The organism is Microbacterium sp. PRF11 (assembly GCF_031844085.1).
Classification (GTDB): Bacteria; Actinomycetota; Actinomycetes; order Actinomycetales; family Microbacteriaceae; genus Microbacterium.
Genome location: NZ_JAUZUP010000001.1, coordinates 1,004,529 through 1,027,940 on the forward strand (window position 1 = coordinate 1,004,529; position 23,412 = coordinate 1,027,940).

Genomic DNA, 23,412 nt, shown 5'->3' on the forward strand with positions numbered 1-23,412 from the left:
GTGGGCACCGACCCCCGCCCGCCACTCGGAAACGCTATCCGCGCGCAGAAACGCCGTGCCACCGCGTTTCTGCGCGCGGAAAGCGTTTATCGGTGCGGACGACGCAGCGGCGGCGCCGACGCACAGCCCAGGCGCACGAGGAGGGATACCACGCACACCGCCCCCCTCCGGCCGTGCTACTCGACGATCTCCGCCTCGACCACGTCGTCGTCCGCAGCGTCGTCGGGCGCGGCCGGACCCGTGCTGACCAGCACGAGCGAATCGCCGTCGCTGGCCACGTCGACGCGCACGACGTCGCCGTCGCGCACCGTCCCGGCCAGGATCGCCATGGCGAGGCGGTTCTGAATCTCGGTCTGGATGAGGCGACGCAGCGGCCGGGCGCCGTACACCGGGTCGTATCCGCGCTCGGCGAGCCACGAGCGGGCGTCGGGCGTGACCGCCAGGCTCAGACGCCGCTCACGCAGACGCTTGTGCAGCGCGTCGACGGCGAGTTCGACGATCTGCGCGAGGTCGTCCTGGCTGAGGGCCTGGAAGATGACGATGTCGTCGAGGCGGTTCACGAACTCGGGCTTGAACGCCTGGCGCACCAACGCCTGCACCTGCTCGCGCTTGGTGTCCATCGACAGCGTGGGGTCGATGAGGATCGGCGAGCCGAGGTTCGATGTGAGGATCAGGATGACGTTGGTGAAGTCGACCGTGCGGCCCTGACCGTCGGTGAGGCGACCGTCGTCCATCACCTGCAGCAGCACGTCGAACACCTCGGGGTGCGCCTTCTCGACCTCGTCGAGCAGGACGACGCTGTACGGGCGCCGCCGCACGGCCTCGGTCAGCTGACCGCCCGCCTCGTACCCGACATACCCCGGAGGGGCACCGACCAGGCGCGAGACCGAATGCTTCTCGCCGTACTCCGACATGTCGATGCGCACCATGGCGTGCTCGTCGTCGAAGAGGAAGTCGGCGAGCGACTTCGCGAGCTCGGTCTTGCCGACACCCGTCGGACCGAGGAACAGGAACGAGCCGACCGGCCGGTGCGGGTCGCTGATCCCCGCGCGCGAGCGACGAACCGCGTCCGACACCGCCTTCACGGCATCCCGCTGTCCGATCAGGCGTTTGCCGAGTTCGCGCTCGAGGTGCAGCAGCTTCTCGGTCTCGCCCTGCAGCAGACGACCGACCGGGATGCCGGTCCACGCGGCGATGACCGCGGCGATGTCCTCATCGGTGACCTGGTCGTTGACCATGCGACTCTCACCGGTTGCTGAGCCTGTCGAAGCATCCTCGCGCTCGGCGACCATGAGCTCGCGCTCGAGCGCCGGGATCTCGGCATACAGCAACCGCGACGCGCGCTCGAGGTTACCCTCGCGCTGGGCGCGTTCGGCATCCACGCGGGCCGCATCGAGGCGCGTCTTGAGGTCACCGACGCGGTTGAGCGAGGCGCGCTCGCGCTCCCATCGCGCCTGCAGCTCGTCGAGATTGGCCTGCTCGGCGGCGAGGGTCTCACGGAGGGCGGCGAGGCGCTCCTTCGAGGCGTCGTCCTTCTCCTTCTTCAGCGCGAGCTCCTCGAGCTTGAGGCGATCGACGTGCCGGCGCAGCTCGTCGATCTCGAGCGGCGCGGAGTCGATCTCCATCCGCAGACGGGATGCCGCTTCGTCGATGAGGTCGATCGCCTTGTCGGGCAGCTGACGCGAGGGGATGTACCGGTTGGACAGGGATGCCGCGGCGACCAGCGCCGCGTCGGCGATGGCGACCTTGTGGTGCGCCTCGTACCGCTCCTTGAGGCCGCGGAGGATCGCCACGGTGTCCTCCACCGTGGGCTCGCCGACGTAGACCTGCTGGAAGCGGCGTTCGAGAGCGGCATCCTTCTCGATGAACTCGCGGTACTCGTCCAGCGTGGTCGCGCCGATCAGGCGCAGCTCGCCCCGCGCGAGCATGGGCTTGAGCATGTTGGATGCCGCGACCGAGCCCTCGCCGCCGCCCGCGCCCATGAGCACGTGCAGCTCGTCGATGAACGTGATGATGCGTCCGTCGGACTCGGTGATCTCTTTCAGGACGCTCTTCAGGCGTTCCTCGAACTGGCCGCGGTACATCGCGCCGGCGACGAGCGCCGAGATGTCGAGTGACACCAGCTCTTTGTTCTTCAGGCTCTCGGCGACGTCGCCCGCGACGATGCGCTGCGCGAGGCCCTCGACGACGGCGGTCTTGCCGACGCCGGGCTCGCCGATGAGCACGGGGTTGTTCTTGGTGCGCCGGGTGAGTACCTGGCTGACGCGGCGGATCTCGCCGTCGCGCCCGATCACGGGGTCGAGCTTGCCCTGGCGGGCCCGGTCGGTGAGGTTGATGCCGAACTGCTCGAGGGCGCTGCGCGCGTCCTCCTGCCCCGGCTGCTGTGTGGCGTTCATGTGGTCTCCTGGAAGTGTTCTCGCTCTCGCTCAAACTTGAGCGGCGTTGACTCAAGTTTAGCAGCGGAGGTGCACGGCGGCAATGGCCGTGGGCCGGCTCGATGAGTGCTCCGCATTGCGGCGCAGGCGCCGAGATCACACGAACCGCCCGAGCACACACGCTCCGCCCGCGCGGAACCGTGTCACCTCGTGCGGATCGTGTGACCTCGGGCGGCGAGAGGCAGCGGGAGATCAGGCCGGGACGGACTCCCGGACGTCGGATGCCACAGCCGCGGACTCCGCGCACGAGAAGCGCGCGCGATACGCGGTCGGGGTCAGCCCCATCGTGCGGGCGAAGTTCTGTCGCAGTACCGCGGCGGATCCGAAGCCGCACTCGGACGCGATCCGGTCGAGGCCCAGGTCGGTCTCCTCGAGCAACCGCTGGGCGTGCAACAGGCGCTGCCGGGCGAGCCATGCCGCCGGAGTGGCTCCGAGGTCCGCCTTGAAGCGCCGGGCGAAGGTGCGCGGCGACATGTGCGCGCGCGCCGCGAGCAGGTCGACCGAGAGCTCGGCATCCAGGTTCTGCATCATCCACTCGGTGACCGGAGCGAGCGACAGCGAGGAGTCGATCGGGATGGGCGAGGCGATGAACTGCGCCTGACCGCCGTCGCGCTGGGGCGCCACGACCATGCGGCGGGCGATGCGGTTGGCCAGCTCGGACCCCAGTTCCTGCCGCAGCAGGTGCAGGCTCGCGTCCAGCCCCGCGGCCGTGCCGGCGCTGGTGATGATGTTGCCGGACTGCACGTAGAGGACGTCGGGGTCGACCTCGATCTCGGGGTACATGCGCGCCATGACGTCGGCGTAGCGCCAGTGCGTCGTCGCACGCTTGCCGGCGAGGATTCCGGATGCCGCGATCACGAACGACCCGCTGCAGACGCTCAGCAGCCAGGCACCCCGGGCGTGCGCGGCCCGGACGACGTCGAGCACGCGCGGATCGACGGACCCCCACTGCTCGCGGGGGATCGGAGCGAGAACGAGGATGTCGACGTCGGCGGCCGCCTCGAGCCCGCGCTCGACGTTCACTGAGAAGCCGATGTTCGAGGCGACGGCGCCGGGATCCGGCGCGACGATCCGGAAGTCGAAGTTCGGGATGCCGTCGTCGCTGCGGTCGAGCCCGAAGGCCTCGCACGCGAGACCGAACTCGAAGGGGGCGAACCCGGGCTGGATGACGACGGCGACCGAACGCATCGGAACCTCCGGTGTGGCAGAAAAAACGCGAACAGCGTCCATCATGCCACTCGTGGGCACGATTCCTCTAGAAATAGTTTTCCTGCCATGGCTTATCTCATCGCTCTCGGCATCCTGTCCCTCGCCGGCATCGTCTCGACGCTCTGGCTTCTGCGCACGGACGGCTATCGCCGCGTGCCCACGGATGCGCGGCGGCTACCGCCGCGTGCCGCGGAACCGGCCACCTCCGCCTCCGCTTCCGCCCCTGCTCCCGCCCCCGAGCAGGCGTCGGCTCAGCGCCGTCCCTCGGCGACGTCATCGGTCCGGGCGGTTCGCACGACCCACCGCGCGGCCTGACACCGCCCCGCGGCGGCGCCCGATCGCGCTGATCAGCGCCCCGCGGCCACCGCCCGCTCGTACACGGCGACCATCGCGGCCGTGCGGGAGGACTGGCGGAACCGTTCAGCGATCGACGCATCCGGCACGACCGGTGCACCCGCGGCGATGCCGGCCGCGGCGCGGCGGAGGGTGTCCGCGAGCGCCGGGACCGTGGCATCCGGGACCGCCCAGACACCCGAGCCGAGCTCGCCGGCGATGTCGGGGTCGCTGACGACGGCGGGGGTGCCGAGCGAAGCGGCCTCGAACACCGTCATCCCCTGCGTCTCGAAACCGATCGAGGTCTGCACGACGGCGTCGGCGTCGGCGAGGCGTCGGAGCGTCTCGGCGTAGGGCAGACGCCCGGCGAAGGTGACCGAGGCCGTCGGCGTCGATCGCTCGATCAGCCGTCGTGCCGAACGCAGCTGCGTCCCACCGCCGACGATCTCGACCTCCGCGTCGATGCCCGAGGCGATGACCGCCTCGAGGAAGGGCAGCAGGCGCTTCTCGGGACTCATGCGCCCGAGCCAGATGAAGCGCGGACGACCGGGACGACGCTCCACCACCTCGGCGCGCAGGGCGGCGTCGAGCACGTCGTCGTCGATGCCGTTCCAGATGACGTCGACCGACTCTGCCACGCCGTGGGCTTCCAGGCGGCGCGCGAAGTGGCTCGAGGGCGCCGTGACCGCCCGCGAGAGGCGGGCCAGTCGGCGCAGGAACGCCCAGCCGTCGGCCGCCGTGCTCTCGTGTCGGTCCCGAAGCGCGGCATCCGACCGGATCGGAGCCGTATCGCGGGACGCCCGGCCGGCGGAGGAGCCGCCCGGCAGCGCCCGTCGTGCCCAGGCGTTCAGCGCGCGCAGCACCAGCCCGGGGAACGGCGCGGTCGCTTCGATGCCGACGTCGACGCGGTTGTGCATCGTGTGAACGACCGGCAGACCGTGTCGCTGGGCGTACCGGTGGCCGATGAAGGCGCCCCAGAAATCGGCCTGCACGTGCACGACGTCCACGGGCAGGCGCGCGCCCATCTCGGCATCCAGGAATCGATCGGTGCGCGCACCCGGCCACGTCAGCGCGTACTCGCGATCGGGAGTGATCGCCCACGACGGCAGGTCGAGGTAGGCGCGATCGTCGGGGGCATCGCGGTGCAGGCGCGGGGCGACGACCGTCACGACGTGTCCGGCCCGCTCGAGGAAGCGCTTCTGCAGCCGCATCGACACCTGCGCGCCGCCCAGCGATTCGAGGTGCTGGTCGGCGAACATCACGACGTGCACGCGGTTACTCCGGGAGCGGGCGGCCGCGGTACAGCGCCTCGAACGTGTCGAGGGTGCGGGTGATGTCGTGCACCGCGACCGCATCGAGCGACGCCTGCTGCATGCGCGTGCGCTCCTCGGGCGACGCGGTGAGCACATCGGTCAGGCGAGCGGCGAGCTCGTCGGCGTTGCCCGGCTCGAAGAGGTAGCCGTTCTCGCCGTCGTGCACGAGGTGGGGCAGGGCGACCGCATCGGCCGCGACGATCGGGAGACCGGATGCCATGGCCTCCATCGTCGCGATCGACTGCAGCTCGGCGATCGAGGCGATCGCGAAGACACTCGCCCGCGAGTACAGGGCGCGCAGGTCTTCTTCGGAGGCGTGGCCGTGGAAGGTGACGCGCGCGGCGACGCCGAGCTGCTGGGCGAGCGCCTCGAGCTTGGCGCGCTGGTCGCCGCCGCCGACGACGTCGAAGGTGACGTCCAGCGCGGGGTCGAGCTGCGACAGCGCCCGGAGCACGACGTCGATGTGCTTCTCGGTCGTGAGGCGCCCCACGAAGAGGATGCGGTTGGCGTCGCGCGGAGTGAGGTCGGGACGGTAGTTCGACCGGTCGATGCCGCACGAGATGGGGATGACGCCGGAGATGTCGATCGTCGACTCGAGGAAGTCGGCCGCCTTGCGCGTCGGGGTGGTGACGGCGCGCGTCATCTTGAACGTGCGCGCCGCATCGGCCCACGCGAGCTTGACGAAGATGCGGTCGAGGAAGTCGGGGAGAGTGGTGAAGTCGAGGATGTTCTCGGCCATCACGTGGTTGGTGGCGACGACGGGGATGCCGCGCTTGCGCGCCTCGCGGGCGAGGCCGCGGCCGATGATGATGTGCGACTGGATGTGCACGACGTCGGGCTTGATCTCGTCGAGGAGGAGGCGGGCGTAGTGCTTCGCGCGCCACGGCCAGACGAACGTCAACCAGTCGTGCGGCAGGAAACGGTACGCCGGGAGCCGGTGCAGCGTCATCGGCTGGCCCTCGATCGTCTCGGTGCGCCGACCGGCGTTGCCGCGACCGGCGCTGGGGGCGGCGACGTGGACGTCGTGCCCGCGGGCGACGAGACCCGCCGCGAGGCGCTCGGCGAAGCGGGCGGCGCCGTTGACGTGCGGGAGGAAGGTGTCGGCCCCGATGAGGATGCGCAGCGGCCGCTCCGGGGTGTTCTCGGCCCCGGATGCCGCCGAAGCGTCGGGGGATGCAGGGGGCGTGGGATGGTCGGCGGGCGTCGCAGGAGTGGTCACGGGTGGTGAGGCCTATCTGTGCGGCGGACGGTTCGCACGGTGCGGGTCATGCGCCCGTCCACTGTACCCGAGGGGGTTTTGCGGCCCCGGAGGCCGTCCACAGGTGTCGCCGACCTCGGCTGCGGCACCGCACACTCGGATCCGCCCCGAACCGGGAGCGGTTCGCACACACCACGAAGCCCGCCCGGTGCAGGACCGAGCGGGCTTCGACGGGGACGGCGGCGACCGGCGCTACGCCTCGCCGTCGAGTCGAGGGTCCGGAGCGGGCGAGCCGTGCGCCGGACGGGGCGGACCGTCGGTGCCGGCGGGCGCGCGCACCTCGGATGCCGCGGCCGCCATCGCCGAAACCACGACCGCGTCGTCGCCGGCCGGCGCCTGCCGCGGGTCGACGGCCCCGGCGACGCCGGTGTCGAGGTCGGCGTCGAGGTCGGCGCTCGCCTGCTCGAACTGCGAGCGGTAGAGGCGGTAGTAGGCGCCCTCGGCGGCGATGAGCTCGTCGTGCGTGCCCTTCTCGACGATGTCTCCGTGCTCCATCACGAGGATGAGGTCGGCATCACGGATCGTCGACAGGCGGTGCGCGATGACGAAGGAGGTGCGTCCCTCGCGGAGGGCCGCCATCGCCTGCTGCAGCAGCAGCTCGGTGCGGGTGTCGACCGACGAGGTCGCTTCGTCGAGGATCAGCACCGAGGGTCGTGCGACGAAGGCACGGGCGATCGTGATCAGCTGCTTCTCACCCGCCGAGACGTTCGCGGCGTCTTCGTCGAGCACCGTGTCGTAGCCCTCGGGCAGCGAGTGGACGAACTGGTCTACGCGCGTGGCGACCGCGGCCTCGACGATCTCGTCGTCGGTGGCGGTCTCGCGACCGTAGCGGATGTTGTCGCGGATGCTGCCCGCGAACAGCCACGGGTCCTGCAGCACCATGCCGGTCCGCGAGCGCACGTCGTCGCGGCGGAGGTCGGCGATGTTCTGTCCGTCGAGCAGGATGCGCCCGCCGTCGAGCTCGTAGAACCGCATGATCAGGTTGACCAGCGTGGTCTTGCCGGCCCCCGTGGGTCCGACGATCGCGACGGTCTGCCCGGGCTCGACCCGGAACGACAGGTCGGTGATGAGCGGACGGTCGGGCGTGTAGGAGAAGCGGACGTTCTCGAACTCGATGACGCCCCGCCCGTCGACGTGCGCGGGCGCGTCAACGGCGTCGGGGTCTTGCTCGTCGGCGTCGAGCAGGGCGAAGACGCGCTCGGCCGACGCGGTGCCCGACTGCACGACCGCCGCCATGCCGCCCAGCTGCGACAGCGGCTGGGTGAACTGCTGCGAGTACTGGATGAAGGCCTGCACGTCGCCCAGGCGGATCTGGCCGCCCGCGACCATGAGCCCGCCGAGCACGGCGATGCCGACGTAGGTGAGGTTCCCGACGAACATCATGCCCGGCATGATCATGCCGGACAGGAACTGGGCCTTGAAGCTCGCCTGGAACAGCTCGTCGTTCTCGACCTCGAACTTCTCGCGGGCGTCTTTCTCGCGGCCGTACACCTTGACCAGCGCGTGTCCGGAGAACGACTCCTCGACACGGGCGTTCAGACGGCCGACCTTCTTCCACTGCTCGCCGAAGGCCTTCTGCGATTTGGGTCCGATGACGCCGAAGATCACCGCCATGAGCGGCAACGACACCAGGGCGACCAGGGCGAGCTGCCACGAGATGGTGAACATCATGATGAGCACGCCCACGACGGTCAACACCGAGGTGAGGGCGCTCGACAGCGATTGCTGCATCGTCTGCGTGATGTTGTCGATGTCGTTGGTAACGCGTGAGATCAGCTCGCCGCGCTGCACCTTGTCGAAGTACGACAGCGGCAGACGGTTGATCTTCGCCTCGACGTCTTCGCGCAGACGCCACATGGTGCGCACCATGATGACGTTGATGACGTAGCCCTGGATCCACGACAGCAGCGACGAGCCGACGTAGATGGCGAGCACGGTCACCACCACCGTGCGCAGCGCGTCGAAGTCGACGCCCGCCCCCACCGAGAAGGTGTTCATCGCCCCGACGATGTTGGCGATGTCGGTCTGACCGGCGGCGCGCAGCGCCTCGACGACCTGCTCCTGCGAGGTTCCCGCGGGGAACTGCTCGGCGAGGCCCTTCGAGACGACGCCCTCGAAGATGATGTTGGTCGCGTCGCCGAGCACGCGCGGGGCGAGCACGGCCAGGACGACGCCGAGGGCGCCCAGCAGCGAGACGAAGGCGAACGACCAGGCGTAGGGCCGCAGCAGGCCGATGAGCCGGCGGAAACTCGGCCCGAAGTTCGAGGCCTTGCCGGGAGCGACGCTGTCCCAGTCGCCCGAGTTCAGGCGCGCCTGCTCGGCGAGCTCGAGTTCGGCGCGGTCTTCTTCGGTGAGCGCATCGGTCGTGCTCATGCCTCCACCCCCAGCTGCGATTCGACGATCTCGCGGTAGGTGCTGCTGGTCTGCAGCAGATCTTCGTGGGTGCCGACGCCGGCCATGCGGCCGTCTTCGAGGACGACGATGCGATCGGCGCCGGTGATGGTCGACACGCGCTGCGCGACGACGATCTTGGTCACGTCGGGCAGTTCGTGCCATAGGGCCTGCCGGAGGCGCGCATCGGTCGTGAGGTCGAGCGCCGAGAAGGAGTCGTCGAAGACGAGCACCGCCGGTCGGTGCACGATGGCCCGCGCGATCGCCAGGCGCTGGCGCTGCCCTCCCGAGACGTTGGTGCCGCCCTGCGCGATGCGCCCCTCGAGGCCGCCCTCCATCGCTGCGACGAAGTCACGACCCTGGGCGATCTCGAGGGCGCGCCACAGTTCGTCGTCGGTCGCGTCTTCGCGCCCGAACCGCAGATTGGATGCCACGGTGCCGCTGAACAGGAACGGCCGCTGCGGCACAAGGCCGATGCCCTTCCACAGCAGGTCGAGATCGGCTTCGCGCACGTCGACCCCGCCGACCCGCACGGCACCCGCCGTGACGTCGAAGAGGCGGGGGATGAGCGAGACGAGCGTGGTCTTGCCCGCTCCGGTCGAGCCCACGATCGCGACGGTCTCGCCCGGTCGGGCGCGGAAGCTGATTCCGGACACGACGGGCGACTCGGCTCCGGGGTAGGCGAAGGCCACGTCGTCGAACTCGACCGCGCCGGCATCCGGGAACGCGGTGACCGGGTCGGCGGGACGCTCGAGGGTGGAGTGACTGTCGAGCACCTCGCCGATCCGTTCGGCCGAGACGGCGGCACGCGGGATCATCACCGTCATGAAGCTCGCCATGAGCACGCCCATGAGGATCTGCGCCACGTACTGCATGAAGGCGAAGAGGGTGCCGATCTGCACGCCCCCAGCGTCGACCTGGATGCCGCCGAACCAGATGACCCCGACGACGGTGACGTTGAGGACGAGCATCGCGAGCGGGAAGAGGAGGACGAACAGCGACCCCACCTTGCGTCCGACGACCATGATGTCGGTGTTGGCGCCGCGGAAGCGCTCTTCTTCGATGTCTTCGCGAACGAACGCCCGCACGACGCGCACGCCGGTGAGCTGCTCGCGCATGATGCGGTTCACCGCGTCGAGCTTGGACTGGTAGCTGCGGAACAGCGGCACCATGCGGGCGATGATGAGGCCCGCGGCGACGAGCAGGGTCGGCACGGCGACCGCGATCAGCCAGCTGAGCCCGACGTCTTGCTGCAGGGCCATGAAGATACCGCCGATGGCCAGCAGCGGGGCGCTGACCAGCATGGTGGCGCCCATCATCGCCAGCATCTGCACCTGCTGCACGTCGTTGGTGTTGCGGGTGATGAGGGAGCCGGCACCGAACTGCGAGAGCTCGCGCTCGGAGAAGCCGCTCACCTTCTCGAACACGTCGCGGCGGATGTCGCGACCGGCCGCCATCGCCGCTCGGGCGGCGAAGTAGGTGGCGATGATCGACGCCGTGATCTGACCGAGCGAGATGGCGAGCATGAGCATGCCGCGCGACCAGATGAACCCCGTGTCGCCGCGGGCGACACCCTGGTCGATGATGTCGGCGTTGAGGCGCGGCAGGTACAGCGACGCCATCGCCGCGGCGAACTGGAACAGCAGCAGCGCGAGCAGCAGCCAGCGATAGCGGGTGAGATAACGGATGAGGAGCTTGCCGAGCACAGGGACCTCCGGGCAGGTCGGGCGCGGTCGCCGTGACCGCGCGATACAGCCTGGCACTAACCTCCGACACCGGCGACCCCTGCCGCCGTGGGAGCGTTCTCTGCCCGCGAACACGCGGCCCCCGACGCACGCCGACTGCTGGTCGGACGCCGCCCATCGAGGCGTCCCGCCCGCCTGCCGCCCGCGTGCGAGACAGCCCCCGGCGAGGGCCCGGACGCCGGTGCCTCCCGTTCGCACCAGAGGCCCCCGCGAGGGCCAGGGCACCGGGGAGCCGGCATCCGGAATCGAGGGCCTCGCGGTCAGCGGTCCCCCTCGATCCACCGCGCGACGACGCCGCCGAACACCTCCCAGTTGGCCGCGCGGCCGAGACCGCCGTGGTCGAGGTCGACCGGCTCGATGCGCAGGCGTCCCTCGATGCGCGCGCGCCAATCGGCGTCGCGCCGCGCGGCGGTGGCCGTCGCGACGCCCCGGGCCGCCGCGACCAGCAGCGTGTCGGCGCGCACCGAGCCGGTCAGCGCCGGGATCGACAGCCGCAGGTGCCGGGCGAAGGTGGCGATCAGCCGCTCCCGCGCCTGGGCGTCGAGATCGGCGAGCACGGGATCGTCGCCGATGCCGCGGACGAACCCCGCCACCTGCTCGTCGATCGGTGCGTCGATCTCGTCGCCCGTCCCGTCGGCGTACGCGTCGAGAAGGACGATGGATGCCACCTCGTCGCCGAGCCGCGTGGCGACGGCGTAGGCGAGCTGGCCGCCGAACGACCACCCCAGCAGGTGGTACGGACCGTGCGGGCGGACGGCGCGGATCCGGGCGATCTGGTCGGTGACGATGGCATCCACCGAGGGCAGCTCGGGTCCGCCCGACAGTGCGGGGTCCTGCAACGCGTACACGGCGAAGCCGGGATCGAGGTGCCGGCAGAGGCCGGCGTACGCCCACCCGAGGCCGCCGGCGGGTTGCAGGCAGAACACGGCCGGGCCCTCGGCGTCACGCAGACGCAGCACGGGGGCGAACATGGTCTCGCTGCGCTCTCCCGCCGCGGCGCGCGCGAGCCCTGCCACGGTCGGCGCCCCGTAGAGGTCGCGGACACCGAGGTCGAGGCCCGACGACGACCGCAGCCGCGAGACGACCCGCACGGCGAGCAGCGAATGACCGCCGAGCAGGAAGAAGTCGTCGTCGCGGCCCACCGCGTCGAGGCCCAGCACCTCGGCGATCGCCTCGGCGATCAGGTACTCGACGTCGCCGATCGGGCGCTGCCGCTCGACCGACTCGCGCACGGGCTCGGGCAGGGCCCGCACGTCGAGCTTGCCGTTGACGGTCAGCGGCAGCTCGGCCACGGCCGTCACCGTGGCGGGCACGAGGTAGTCGGGCAGCCGCGACCGCAGGGCGGCGGTGATCTCGACGGCCGCCACGGGGGCACCGTCGGGCACGACGTAGGCCGCGAGCTCGGTCCCCCGCGGCCCGCGTACCGGCACCACCGCGGCCCGCCGCACCCCGTCGAGTCCGACGAGGGCCGAGGCGATCTCGGCCGGCTCGACGCGGTGACCGCGGATCTTCACCTGGTCGTCGGTGCGGCCGAGATAGGTGATCAGGCCGTCGGCGCCGACCATCGCGAGGTCGCCCGTGCGGTACATCCGCTGCCCCGGCATCCCGAACGGATCGGCGACGAAGCGCTCGGCCGTCAGGTCGCTGCGGCCGAGGTACCCGCGGGCGATGCCGACCCCCGAGAGGTACAGCTCGCCCGCGACCCCGGGCCGCACGGGTCGCAGGCCCTCGTCGAGCACCCGCGCGACCGTGCCGGTGATGGGGCGGCCGATGGTCGAGGTGGGCCGCTCGTCGACGTCGGCGCCGAGAGCATTGATCGTGTACTCGGTCGGGCCGTACAGGTTGTAGCCGTGCACGCCCGGCGCCTCGCGCAGGGCCGTCCACAGCGCGTCGGGCACGGCCTCTCCCCCGAGCGAGACGAAGACGACGCCCGGGCCGTCGGCGGTGGGATCGGCGCAGCGGGGGCGGTCGAGGAGCCCCTCGTCGACCAGGATGCCGCCATAGCTCGGCGTCACGTCGAACCCGTCGATGCGGTGCTCGTCGAAGTACGCCAACAGCGCGCGCGGGTCGCGGCGCATGTCGTCGTCGATCACGTGGACGCTGTGGCCTTCGAGCAGCCACAGCAGCTGCTCCCACGAGGCGTCGAAGGCGAACGACGTGGTGTGCGCGATCGCGAGCCGCCGCCCGCCGACGGCGGCCACGACGGGCGCGAAGATCTCGGAGCGGTGGTTGACGAACATGTTCGTCAGGCCCCGGTAGGGCACGGCGACGCCCTTCGGCGTGCCGGTCGACCCCGAGGTGAAGATGACGTACGCGAGCGCGTCGAGGGCGCGGTCGGGCTCGATGAGCGGTCCGTCGCCGGCGGCGTCGGGCGGTACGACGCGCAGGCCTGCGGGCACGGCATGCTCGGTCACGACGACGGCCGGGTCGGCCTCGCGCAGGATGTCGACGACGCGCGCCTCGGGCAGGGTGGGGTCGATCGGGACGTAGGCCGCGTGGGCGGCGAACACGGCGAACAGGGCGACGATCATGCGCTCGTCCCGGGGCAGCGAGAGCGCCACGCGGGACTCGGGCCCGATCCCGGCGTCCTGCAGGGCGGTCGCGAGGCGCGCGGCCCGCTGCACGAGCTCGGCGAAGGTCCACCGTACGGGGCCCGCGACGACGGCGAGCCCGTCGGGGTCGACGAGGGCCCGCCGCACGAGCAGCTGCCACACCGTGGCGTCGAGGAGCGCCGCGTCGTCGCCACCCGGCGTCGCGCCGACGGGGGCGACCGCGTCCCGGTCGCTCGGATCGCCGACGTCGAGAGCGGCGAGCGGGCCAGTGTGGTGGGCCAGCCCCTCGAGCGCCCGGACGAACGCGGCGACGACGCGCTCGGTCGCGCGCTCGGCGTCGTCGTCGCTCGGCCATGCTCCCGGGCGCGACATGACGCGGATGCGGGCACCCGCGTGCTCGTCGCCCGGGTTCACCACGACGGTGAGCGGGTAGTGCGTCGCGTCGCGGACCGTCTGCGCGCGCTGACGCAGGGCGCCGTCGGGCCCCAGCCGCTCGGTCGGCGGGGTGACGGGGATGTTCTGGAAGACGAACAGGGTGTCGAACAGCTCGCGGTGGCCGGAGGCCGCGAGGATCTCGGACAGCGGCACATCGGGGTGGGCGAGCATCACGCGGCGGAACCGCGTGAGGTCGTCGAGGTGGCTCTGCACGTCGGCGCCGGGGCGCACGCCCACCCGCACCGGCACGGTGTTGAACAGCAGCCCGAGCAGGTCGTCGATCCCCGGGATCTCGGGCGGGCGGCCCGAGGTCACGGTGCCGAACACGACGTCGCTACGCCCGGTCTCGTACCGGAGCGCCAGCGCCCAGGCGAGCTCGTACACCGCGCTGAGCGGGGCGCGCGCCGCGGCCCCGGCCTGGCGGAGCCGGCCCGTCAGGGCCGGGTCGAGCGTGAGCACGCGCTCACGCGAACGCCGGTCGGCGGCCGACGGCGACGGAGCGACCAGAGTCGGCCCCTCGATGCCCGCCACCGCCTCGCCCCAGGCCGCGCGTGCCGCGGCCCGGTCACGGGTCGCGAGCCACGAGACGTACGCCGCGTACGGCGGCCCCGACCGCTCGGCCGCCGTCCCCTGCCGGGTGTACTCGTCGAGGATGCCGCGCAGGAACCGCCAGATCGACCATCCGTCGAGGATCGCGTGCTCGACGGTCAGCACCCACGTGTGCTGCAGACCGTCCAGAGACGTCAGCAGGCCGAACCGCAGGAGCGGCCCGTCGCCGTCGAAGCCGTGCGCGCGCTGCGCGGCGAGGAACGTCTCTCGGTCGTCGCCCCTCCGCACGTCCCATGCGATGACGGGCGCTCTCGGCACGACGAGCACCGTGCGCTCGCCGACGCGGTCGAAGTGGCCCGCCACGTGCGGGTGCTGCGCGATGGTGCGCGCGGCCGCGGCGCGCAGCGCCGCGACGTCGAGCGGGCCCGTCAGCTCGGTGATCGTCTGCGACAGGTACACCTCGGTGTCGCCGGAGAGGTCGCGGTGGAACAGCAGCCCTTCCTGCAGACCCGTCGCCGGGTGCACCGCGTGCAGCGGCCCCGCCGTGCTCTCGAGGTCGCGGATCGCGGCGGCGCCGACCCCCGCCGTGTCCTGCACGCGCGCGTCGGCCGGGCGCACGATCGCATCGAGCGCGCTCGGTGTGGTGCCCGGGGTGACGTGTCGGGCGATGGATACCGCGAGCGCGGCCGCCTCACGATGCCCGGCGACCGTCACCCGCCAGCGGTCGCCGACGGGGCTCGCGGTCACGGCCACGCGACCCGGGGCGGGCGCGACCGGACGGTCGGACACATGGATGTCGATGTGCGCGTCGGGGTGCACCAGGCCGTCGAACACCCCCGGGGTGTGCGGGCTGAGCTCGCCGGCGATGGCGTAGTCGCGCGCGGCCTCGGCGGTCGGATCGGCGATCGTCCCGTCGCCGCGCAGGAAGGCAGGGAAGACTCGGCGGCGCACGCCGACGGCGGACGCCCGAGGCGGGTCGTCGCGGTCGGGCTCGCCGACCATCGCCACGGCGGGGCCGCTCACCAGGTCGGCGAGGGCCGACAGCACGGCGCGGCGCAGCGCGATCACGGTGGCCGGCGCCGCGGACAGGTCGACGTGCGCCGACGCCGCGGGGTCGAGGGCCGCCCAGGTCGCGTCGGGCACCGACGCAGACGCCGACTCGATCACGTCGAGCCACGCCTCGGCGGCGTCGACGATCCCGAGGTCGTCGGCGCGGCGCAAACGCTCGTCGGCATACGCGGCGGCCTCATGGGTGCCGCGCACCGCGCCGGTCGAGAGCGCACCGAGCAGCGCGGGCCAGGACTCTTCGTCGATCGCCTCGGACGCCGCGGTGAGCAGCACGCCGTCGGGCGCGGCCGACGCGGCGATCGTGCGCCCGGCCGTGGGATCGGGATGCCGCGGCACGGCCGTGACCTCGGCGGCGGCGAGCAACTCGTCGAGCGTGAGCGGGACGTACGCGTCGCCGTCGCGGCGCGTGCCGACGGCGTCGCTCGTCGCGTACACCGCGACCAGCGCGGCGGCGACCCGGTGCGCGGGAAGGGCGACCCGCCGCTGCGTCACGGCGGCGCTCGACGGCTGCAGCGCGGGGCGACGCCCGGTCGCGCGGGTCAGCGCGAGATCGTCGGCGGGGGCCGCGGCATCCCCCGTCAGGGCGATCAGGGCGAGCACGACGGACTCGAGCAGGGCCGACGCGGTCTCGGGCGCGAAGATCTCGGTACGGAAGAGCACGTCGACCACGAGGCCGTCGTCGCCCTCGCCGATGGCGAACGTGAGGTCGAACTTGGCCGAGGGCTCGGCGTCGTGGCGCACCTCGGCGACGACGTCGCCCAGACCGACCGATCGGGTGCGGCGGTCGACCTCGGCGATCATGACCTGGAAGAGCGGGTGCACACCCGCGACGCGCGGGGGCGCGACCTCGGCGACGAGCTCGTCGAACGGCACGGCCCGGCGCTCCCACGCGTCGAGCGCCCCATCGCGCACGCGCGCGAGCACGTCGCCCACCGTCGAGGCGCCGGTCAGGTCGGTGAGGCTCACGACGGTGTTGAGGAACAGGCCGACGCCGGCGGCGTCGTCGTCGCGCAGGTCGGCGACCAGGCCCAGCGGGATCCGGTCACCCGCTCCGCGCGAGCGCAGCGCCAGCGCGACGGCCGCGTTGAGCAGCATGAGGCGCGACACCCCGAGCCGGCCCGACGCCTCGGTCAGCGCCCGCGCGACCCAGGCGGGGAGCAGGTGCTCGTGCTGGGCCGCGGCCGAGCTCGGCGCGGGGCTGCGCGGCCGGTCGAGGGTGAGAGGGATCGCCGCCGGCATCTCGGCGAACAGCGGCGCGAGCCCCTCGGCCGACAGGCTGGGCGGCTCCTCCGCGAACGCGGGCGGTTCGGGCCACACCGGCGCGCGGCCCGCGAACCGCTCCCCGTAAGCCTGCTCGAGGTCGTCGAGGATCGTCGGCATCGACTGCCCGTCGGCCGCAACGTGATGCACGACGATCACGACGTGCCGCGCGTACACGGCGGCCGCCGCCGGCACCTCACGCCGGGGGTCGGGGGCGAGCGGAAGGCGCCCGTCCCACTCGTCGGCCGACCGGTCGACGACGCGAGCCCCCGCGGCATCCCGCACGTTCTCGACCCATCCGTCGCCGGTCCTGTCGAACGACGTCCGCAGGCTCACGTGGCGCTCGACGACGTCGCGGAACGCGGCGGCGAAGACCTCGACGTCGACACGGCCCTCGACGATCCGCAGCACGAGGGGGATCGCGTAGGCGGCGGGCGAGTCCTCGAACTCGGCGAGGAACAGCATGCGCTCGCGCGCGCCCTGCACCCCTGCCGTCTCGATCACGTCGTCGGTCATACCCGTCCCTCTCCTGCGCCGACGGCTTCTCGGTCCGGCGCGATGTCGTCTGCCGCCCCGACGACACCGGGGCCACTCCCGGCGTGCACCACATCGTCGATCTCGGCGACCAGACGACGCAGTCCCTGCTCCGCGTCGGCGGGCAGGGCCATCCGGTGGACCACGACACGCACCGTGTCGTGGGCGACCTCGACGGCGGCGAGCCGCCCGTCGGTCACGCTGACGCCGTCGCCGGGCGGCACGTCGTCGACCTGGAACGCCCGCCACAGCCGGGCACGGCTGCGGTCGAGGCGCACGCGCAGCTCGGGACGCCCGGCGACGACCGCGGCGAGCGCACGGCGCGCCGCGGCGGCATCCACCGCACCCAAAGGCTCCGAGACCACCATGTCGTCGACGTCGAGACCGTCCGTGCGCGCCGCCACGACGACCGCCGGCAGCGGAACGGCCCGCTCCGCCGCCGCGGGCGCGCACCGCAGCGCGAGCCCCTCGACGGTGCGGGTCTCGAAGAGGTCGACGACCGCCACCGGGATGCCACGGCGTCGAGCCGCGGCGACGACGGCGATCGCCGAGATGCTGTCGCCGCCGAGGGCGAAGAAGTCGGCGTCGGCCGGCACCGACGCCGCCCCGAGCGCCTCGGCAAACGCCGCGGCCAGCGCCGACTCGGTCGGCCCCGCGGGGGGACGGCCCGCGGCGGCCGTCGGCACGCGGTCGAGGGGGGGCAGCGCCGCGCGATCGAGCTTGCCGTGCGGGGTGAGCGGCAGCGCCGGCACCTCGGTGAGGCGCGCGGGCACGAGCGCGGCCGGGACGACCCCCGCGGCGTGGGCCCGCACGGCCTCGGGCGCCGCGCGGCCCGTGTAGACGGCGACGAGCGTGCCCGCGACGACGAACGCGGCCGCGGCCTCGACGCCGAGCGCCGACGTCAGCGCCGCCTCGACGTCGCCGAGCTCGATGCGCTGGCCGCCGACCTTCACCTGCTGGTCGCGGCGGCCGAGGTAGTCGATCGTGCCGTCGGGGCGCTGCCGGGCGCGGTCGCCGGTATCGTACATGCGCGCGCCGACGTCGAACGGGTCGGCCACGAAACGCTCGGCCGTCAACGTCGGCCGGTTCGCATAGCCGCGGGCGAGCTGCACGCCGCACAGGTAGAGGTCGCCCACGGCGCCGGGCACGACCGGACGGAGCTCAGCGTCGAGGATGCGGCATCCCACCCCCGCGATCGGCAGGCCGATGCCGATCGGCCGGTCGGCGCTGACGCGCAGGGCGGCGGTGACGTCGACGGCCGCCTCGGTGGGCCCGTACAGGTTGTCGACGCGCACGCCCGGAAGCAGCTCGGCAAGCCCCCGCAGGTGCCCGGGGGTCAGCGCCTCGCCGCTGCAGACGATGAGGCGCAGGCTCTGCGCCACCGCGGCCGCCGTCTCGCGTGCGCCCGACAGGTGCTCGAGAAAGGCGGCGAGCACCGAGGGCACGAAGTGCACGACCGTGGCGTGCTCCGCCGTGATCGCGGCGGCGATCGCGGCCGGGTCGCGGTGGGCGTCGGGCGGGGCGACCGCCTGGCGCGCGCCCATGACCGCCGGGAGGAACAGCTCCCAGAGCGACACGTCGAACGTGAAGGGGGTCTTGTAGAGGATGACGTCGTCAGCACCGATGCCGTGCAGACCGGGGGCCGCGAGCAGGCGGTTCACGATCGCGCGGTGGCTGACCACCACGCCCTTCGGCCGTCCCGTCGAGCCCGACGTGAACAGCACGTAGGCCGCGTCGTCGGGCAGCGGTGCCGTCGGCTCGGCGACCGCGGCCGAACGATCGGGCACGCCGTCGAGCACGACCTCGGCGCCCGCGTCGGCGACGACGGCCGCACGCCGCGCGCCCGGCCACGCGGGGTCGATCGGCACGTACGCCGCACCGGCGAGCACGATCCCGTGCACGAGGTCGACCTGCACGGGGCCGCGGGCGACGCACACCCCGACGACCGCGCCGGGCCCGATGCCCCGGGCGGCGAGGACCCCCGCGATGCGATGGGCCTCGGTAGAGGCGCGGGGCGCGATGAGCCCCGCGAGGGTCGTGTCGCCCCGGTCGATCGGGTCGGATGCCGCCAGCATCTCGCGAACTGCCGCATCGGCCATCTCGACGCCCTCCAGCGCCGCGCAGACGTGCCGCAGGAAGCGCTCGGCCTCGTCGGGCACGAGGGCGTCCGTCGCGTACTCGAGCTCGACGGCCACCTCGGCGCCGACCTCGGCCACGGTGACCGTCGCGTCGAACTTGGCCGTGCCGGTCGAGATCGGCACGCGCGTCCCCTCGCGCACGCCCCAGGCCAGACGGTCAAGGCGCCGCGACTGGTGGACGACCATGATGCGCGGGGCCGCGCGGTCGCGCAGCTCCGGGGCGGCGGTCACCAGGTCGGCGACGTCGGCCCGGGTGTCGAGGGCCGCGACGATCTGCGCGCGCAGGTCGACCTCGCGCCCCACCGCGAACAGGGTCGTGGTGACGTGGCATCCGACGAGGCCGTCGTCGGGCGTCGTGCGCGCGACGGGGGCGGCGATCAGCAGCCGCGACGGGCCGCCCAGGCGCTCGACCGCGGTCGCGACGGCACGGACGGCGAGCTCGAAGACGGTCGCCTCGCCCGAGCGACGGCGCACCGCCTCGGCAGACGACCCGGTGAGCACGCGCGTGCGCGTCGCCCCGGCACGTCCGAAGCCCGCCGTGGTGGTCGCCCAGCCGGGGATGTCGGCCCGGTCGGGCAGGGGTCCGAGGCGGGTCAGCGCGTCGACCGCGCTCTCGCCCGTCGTCGCGTCGACCGCGGCGTCGGCGGGGCGCCAGACGGGGGCGGTCCCCGCGGAGCGAGCGCGCATGGCCTCCGAGACCGTCTGCAGCAGCACAGGCTCGGATGCCTCGTCGACGGCGCTGTGGTGCAGCGCGATGACCAGCAGCCAACCGTCGTCGCGCGGGCTCAGCCCCACGCGGATCGGGATCTCGGATGCCAGGTCGAACGGCCGCCGCACGAACGCCTCGACGTCGGCGGTCTCTTCGACGACCGGGCGCGCCCGCGGGTCGTCGGCCGCGAGCCGCTCGGCGACCAGGGCGTCGGGCCCCGGCGACAGCAGGGTGCGCAACGCCGGATGCCGCCGCGTCGTGTCGGCGAGGGCCTGGGCCAGGGCGGGTCGGTCGGGCTCGTCGTCGAAGAGGAACGCGAGGGGGACGGTGTAGGTCGCGGCGGTCGTGTCGAGCTGCGAGGCGAGCCACATGCGGCGCTGACCGGGGGTCGCGGGGAACCGGGCGGCCTCGTCTGCCGCGTCGGTCGGGCGCTCGCGGACCGCCGCGGCCCCGGCGTGCTCGACGAACCGGGCGAGCTCGGCGACCGTGGGGTTCTCGAACACCGCGCGGGTCGGCACCGTGCGCTGCAGAGCGCGCGACAGGCGGTTGGCCAACCGCACCGCGGCGAGCGAGTCGCCGCCGAGGGCGAATAACCCGGTGTCGGGCCCGATCTCGGCGGCGTCGATGCCGAGCACCGCGGCGATCTCTTCGGCGACGGGGCGCTGCGCGTCGGTCAGCGTGCCCGCGTCCGCCGGGGTCTGCGCCGGCTCGGGCAGCGCGGCGCGGTCGACCTTGCCGTTCGCGGTCGTCGGCAGCGCGTCGAGGGCGGTCACCCACGCGGGCACCATGTGCCGCGGCAGGGTGTCGGCCGCGCGCTCACGGGCCGCCGCCTCGACCTCGGTCGCCGAGGCGTCGGCGCCCGGCACGACGTACGCGTGCACCCGCGCCCCCCGCACGACGACGACGCACGCACGCACGCCGGGGGCGGCGGCGATCGTCCGCTCGATCTCTTCGAGCTCGACGCGCATGCCGCCGATCTTGACCTGGTTGTCGGCGCGTCCGAGGAACTCGAGCTCGTCGCCGTTCCAGCGCGCGCGGTCGCCCGTGCGATACAGCCGAGGGGTGCTCGCCGGGTCGGCGGGGTCGTGGAAAGGGCTCGCCACGAAGCGCGACGCGGTGAGGCCCGCCGCGCCGACGTAGCCCCGGCCCAGCAGGTCTCCCGCGACGTAGAGCTCGCCGCCCATCCCCGTCGGCACGGGACGCAGGGCGCGATCGAGCACGTACAGCCGGCATCCGGGGTTCGGGCGGCCGATCGAGGTGGTGCTGCGCACGTGGTCGCCGCGATACACGACGTGCGAGACGCCGATCGTCGCCTCGGCGGGCCCGTAGCCGTGGTACATCGTGGCGTCCGGCAGCTGGCGGCGGAACCGGCCGAACAGCTCGGGCGTCAGCAGCTCGCCGCCGCACCACACGTGCCGGAGGCCGCTCAAGCGGGGCGCCGTCGTCGTCGTGTCGCTGTCGAGCAGCGCGTCGAGCATCGAGGCGACGAGGTAGGTGAAGGTCACGCCGTGGCGTGAGATGAGCTGCAGCACGCGCTCGGGCTCGCGCTCCTCGCCGTCGCGGGCGACGACGACGGTGCCGCCCGCGCAGAGGGGCAGCAGCACCTCGTTGATCGAGATGTCGAACGACAACGGCGCTTTGAACAGGCTCGCGTCGCCGGCGCCGAACCGCAGCACCCGCTCGATCTGCCACCGCATGCGGCTCGCGATCGCGCCGTGGCGGATCATCGCGCCCTTCGGGGCGCCGGTCGAGCCCGAGGTGAAGATCACGTAGGCGAGCGACTCGGGGTCGCGCCCCCCGAGGTCGGCGGGCGGGTCGGTGCGGTCGAGGTCGACCGTGTGCGTGGCGAGGCCGGTCGGCTCGCCGGCTCCGGGGCCGACGAGCACGGCCCGTGCCGCCGCGTCCGCGACGACGCCCGCGCGTCGCCGGTGCGGCCACGCGGGGTCGAGCGGCACGAACGCGGCACCCGACATCAGGATGCCGAGGATCGCCGCGACCATCTCGGCACTGCGGTGCATGTCGATCGCGAACACCGTCTCGGCACCGGCCCCGAACTCGTCGCGCAGCACGCGCGCGATCCGCGTCGCGGCCCCCAGCAGCGTGCGGTAGTCGATCGCGCGGTCGCCGTCGGCGACCGCCGTGGCCGTCGGGGCGTTCTGCGCCCGGGCGAAGACCATCTCGACGACGTCGTGCTCCGACACGCAGCGGCCGGTGTCGTTGCGCGTGGCCAGCAGCAGCGCGCGCTCGGCGTCGTCGACGAGCCGGTGCGCGCTCAGCGGCGCGTCGGGGGCGTCGACGGCGGATGCCAAGAACGCGGCGAGCCCCGTTGCATGGGCCGAGAGCTCGAGGGCGTCGGCCCGGCCGCGCACGACGATCCGGAGGAGACGGCGATCGATGTCGCCCTCAACGACGAACTCGATGTCGGTCGAGGGCCCGACCCAGGTGGAGCGGGCGATGCTGTCGCCGAGCATGACGTTGATGCCGGGTGCGGTGAGCACCGGACTGCCGAACCGGGCGCGCAGGGCGCTGGCCACGGCGTCGGGGGCGGCACCGTGATGCGGACGCGTCGCGCGCAGGGCCTCGTCGAACGCGCCCAGATACGTCACGATCGTCGCGTCCGCGTCGGCATCCGGCTGCAGCGGCACCACGGCGGCCCGCATCCCCACCGCCCGCCGGTCGCCCGCCCCGGCCACCGCGAGGCGAACCGCGTGCGTTCCCGGTCCGCGCACCGTCGCGGTGTAGGCGGCGATCAGGCCGGCCATCGTGCGGCCGATGCTGATCCCGCAGCGGTCGGCGAGCCCGGGCAGCGCTCCCACCACCCCCGGCGGGAGGTCGATGGAGAGGTCCCGGATGCCGCGTCCCGGCCGTTCGAGCAGTCCCTCGTCGGCGCGGGTGAGGGCGGACACGAGAACGTCGGCGTCGGGAGCGGGCGACGCCGCCGCGCCTTCGCCGTCCGCCGATCGCGAGGCCGGGGGCCCGGCATCCGGATCATCGAGCGCGGCGATGACCCGGCGCGTGAGCTCGCGGATGGACCGGCCGTCGACGAGGACGTGATGGTAGGCCTGCGCCCACACGCATCCGCCGGGGACGACGAGGATCTCGTGGCGGTGCAGCGGACCGCCCGCTCCGAGGGCGACCTGCCCGCGCAGTCGGTCGACGCGCGCCGCGATGCGCGCATCGCGTTCCGTCCCGGCCCGGAGGTCGATCACGGCGGGCGCCGCGGGCGACGCGTGCTCGACCCACCGGGGGACGCCGCCGTCGGTGACGAGGGTGCGCGCGAGCCCCGGCTCGTCGTCCAGCACGCGGGCGACCGCCTCGGCGACACGAGCGGGGTCGGCGGAAGGACCGAAGCTGGTCACCCACCCGAGGTGGAAGTCGGCCGCCGCGTCGGGATCGACCTCGGAAGCGGTCCAGACGCCGCGTTCGGCCGGGGTCAGCACCGGCGAGATCGTGAGCGGAGCGGTGTGCGTCGACGCGGTCACC

At 73.1% G+C, this 23,412-nt stretch carries 9 protein-coding genes; 1 reads left to right on the forward strand and 8 read right to left on the reverse strand.

Going from position 1 to position 23,412, the window contains the following annotated elements:
* Positions 1 to 176: 176 nt before the first annotated feature.
* Both Q9R20_RS04805 and Q9R20_RS04810 read right to left on the reverse strand, forming a co-directional pair.
* Entirely contained in the window at positions 177 to 2,396 is a 2,220-nt protein-coding gene (locus Q9R20_RS04805; RefSeq protein WP_311248231.1) for an AAA family ATPase, read from the reverse strand.
* Positions 2,397 to 2,627: 231 nt separating this feature from the next.
* Positions 2,628 to 3,623 (reverse strand): helix-turn-helix domain-containing protein, encoded by a 996-nt coding sequence (locus Q9R20_RS04810; protein WP_311248232.1) that lies wholly within the window; start codon positions 3,621 to 3,623, stop codon positions 2,628 to 2,630.
* Between the two features lie 87 nt (positions 3,624 to 3,710).
* Between Q9R20_RS04810 and Q9R20_RS04815 the strand changes: the two genes are divergently transcribed.
* Complete coding sequence (locus tag Q9R20_RS04815; RefSeq protein WP_311248233.1) at positions 3,711 to 3,959, forward strand: hypothetical protein; 249 nt, start codon at positions 3,711 to 3,713, stop codon at positions 3,957 to 3,959.
* A 32-nt stretch (positions 3,960 to 3,991) separates the two neighbouring features.
* On the opposite strand, the gene Q9R20_RS04820 is transcribed toward Q9R20_RS04815, so the two are convergent.
* The 6 genes from Q9R20_RS04820 to Q9R20_RS04845 form a co-directional block, all read right to left on the reverse strand.
* Complete coding sequence (locus Q9R20_RS04820) at positions 3,992 to 5,248, reverse strand: glycosyltransferase (protein WP_311248234.1); 1,257 nt, start codon at positions 5,246 to 5,248, stop codon at positions 3,992 to 3,994.
* Between the two features lie 4 nt (positions 5,249 to 5,252).
* Positions 5,253 to 6,509 (reverse strand): glycosyltransferase, encoded by a 1,257-nt coding sequence (locus Q9R20_RS04825; protein WP_396653657.1) that lies wholly within the window; start codon positions 6,507 to 6,509, stop codon positions 5,253 to 5,255.
* 231 nt (positions 6,510 to 6,740) lie between these two features.
* A complete protein-coding gene (locus Q9R20_RS04830; protein WP_311248235.1) occupies positions 6,741 to 8,921 on the reverse strand; it encodes an ABC transporter ATP-binding protein in 2,181 nt (726 codons plus the stop codon).
* A complete protein-coding gene (locus Q9R20_RS04835) occupies positions 8,918 to 10,645 on the reverse strand; it encodes an ABC transporter ATP-binding protein (protein WP_311248236.1) in 1,728 nt (575 codons plus the stop codon). The genes Q9R20_RS04830 and Q9R20_RS04835 overlap by 4 nt, the downstream gene beginning before the upstream one ends.
* 299 nt (positions 10,646 to 10,944) lie before the next feature.
* A complete protein-coding gene (locus Q9R20_RS04840) occupies positions 10,945 to 17,064 on the reverse strand; it encodes a non-ribosomal peptide synthetase (RefSeq protein WP_311248237.1) in 6,120 nt (2,039 codons plus the stop codon).
* Positions 17,061 to 23,411: a non-ribosomal peptide synthetase gene (locus Q9R20_RS04845; protein ID WP_311248238.1), complete on the reverse strand. Its 6,351-nt coding sequence runs from the start codon at positions 23,409 to 23,411 to the stop codon at positions 17,061 to 17,063. The genes Q9R20_RS04840 and Q9R20_RS04845 overlap by 4 nt, the downstream gene beginning before the upstream one ends.
* Position 23,412: the final 1 nt, after the last annotated feature.

Excerpts from the sequence above, each read along its gene's own strand:
- Q9R20_RS04805 (WP_311248231.1), bottom strand. The coding sequence starts at position 2,396 with ATGAACGCCACACAGCAGCCGGGGCAGGAGGACGCGCGCAGCGCCCTC.
- Q9R20_RS04810 (WP_311248232.1), bottom strand. The coding sequence starts at position 3,623 with ATGCGTTCGGTCGCCGTCGTCATCCAGCCCGGGTTCGCCCCCTTCGAG.
- Q9R20_RS04815 (WP_311248233.1), top strand. The coding sequence starts at position 3,711 with ATGGCTTATCTCATCGCTCTCGGCATCCTGTCCCTCGCCGGCATCGTC.
- Q9R20_RS04830 (WP_311248235.1), bottom strand. The coding sequence starts at position 8,921 with ATGAGCACGACCGATGCGCTCACCGAAGAAGACCGCGCCGAACTCGAG.
- Q9R20_RS04840 (WP_311248237.1), bottom strand. The coding sequence starts at position 17,064 with ATGACCGACGACGTGATCGAGACGGCAGGGGTGCAGGGCGCGCGCGAG.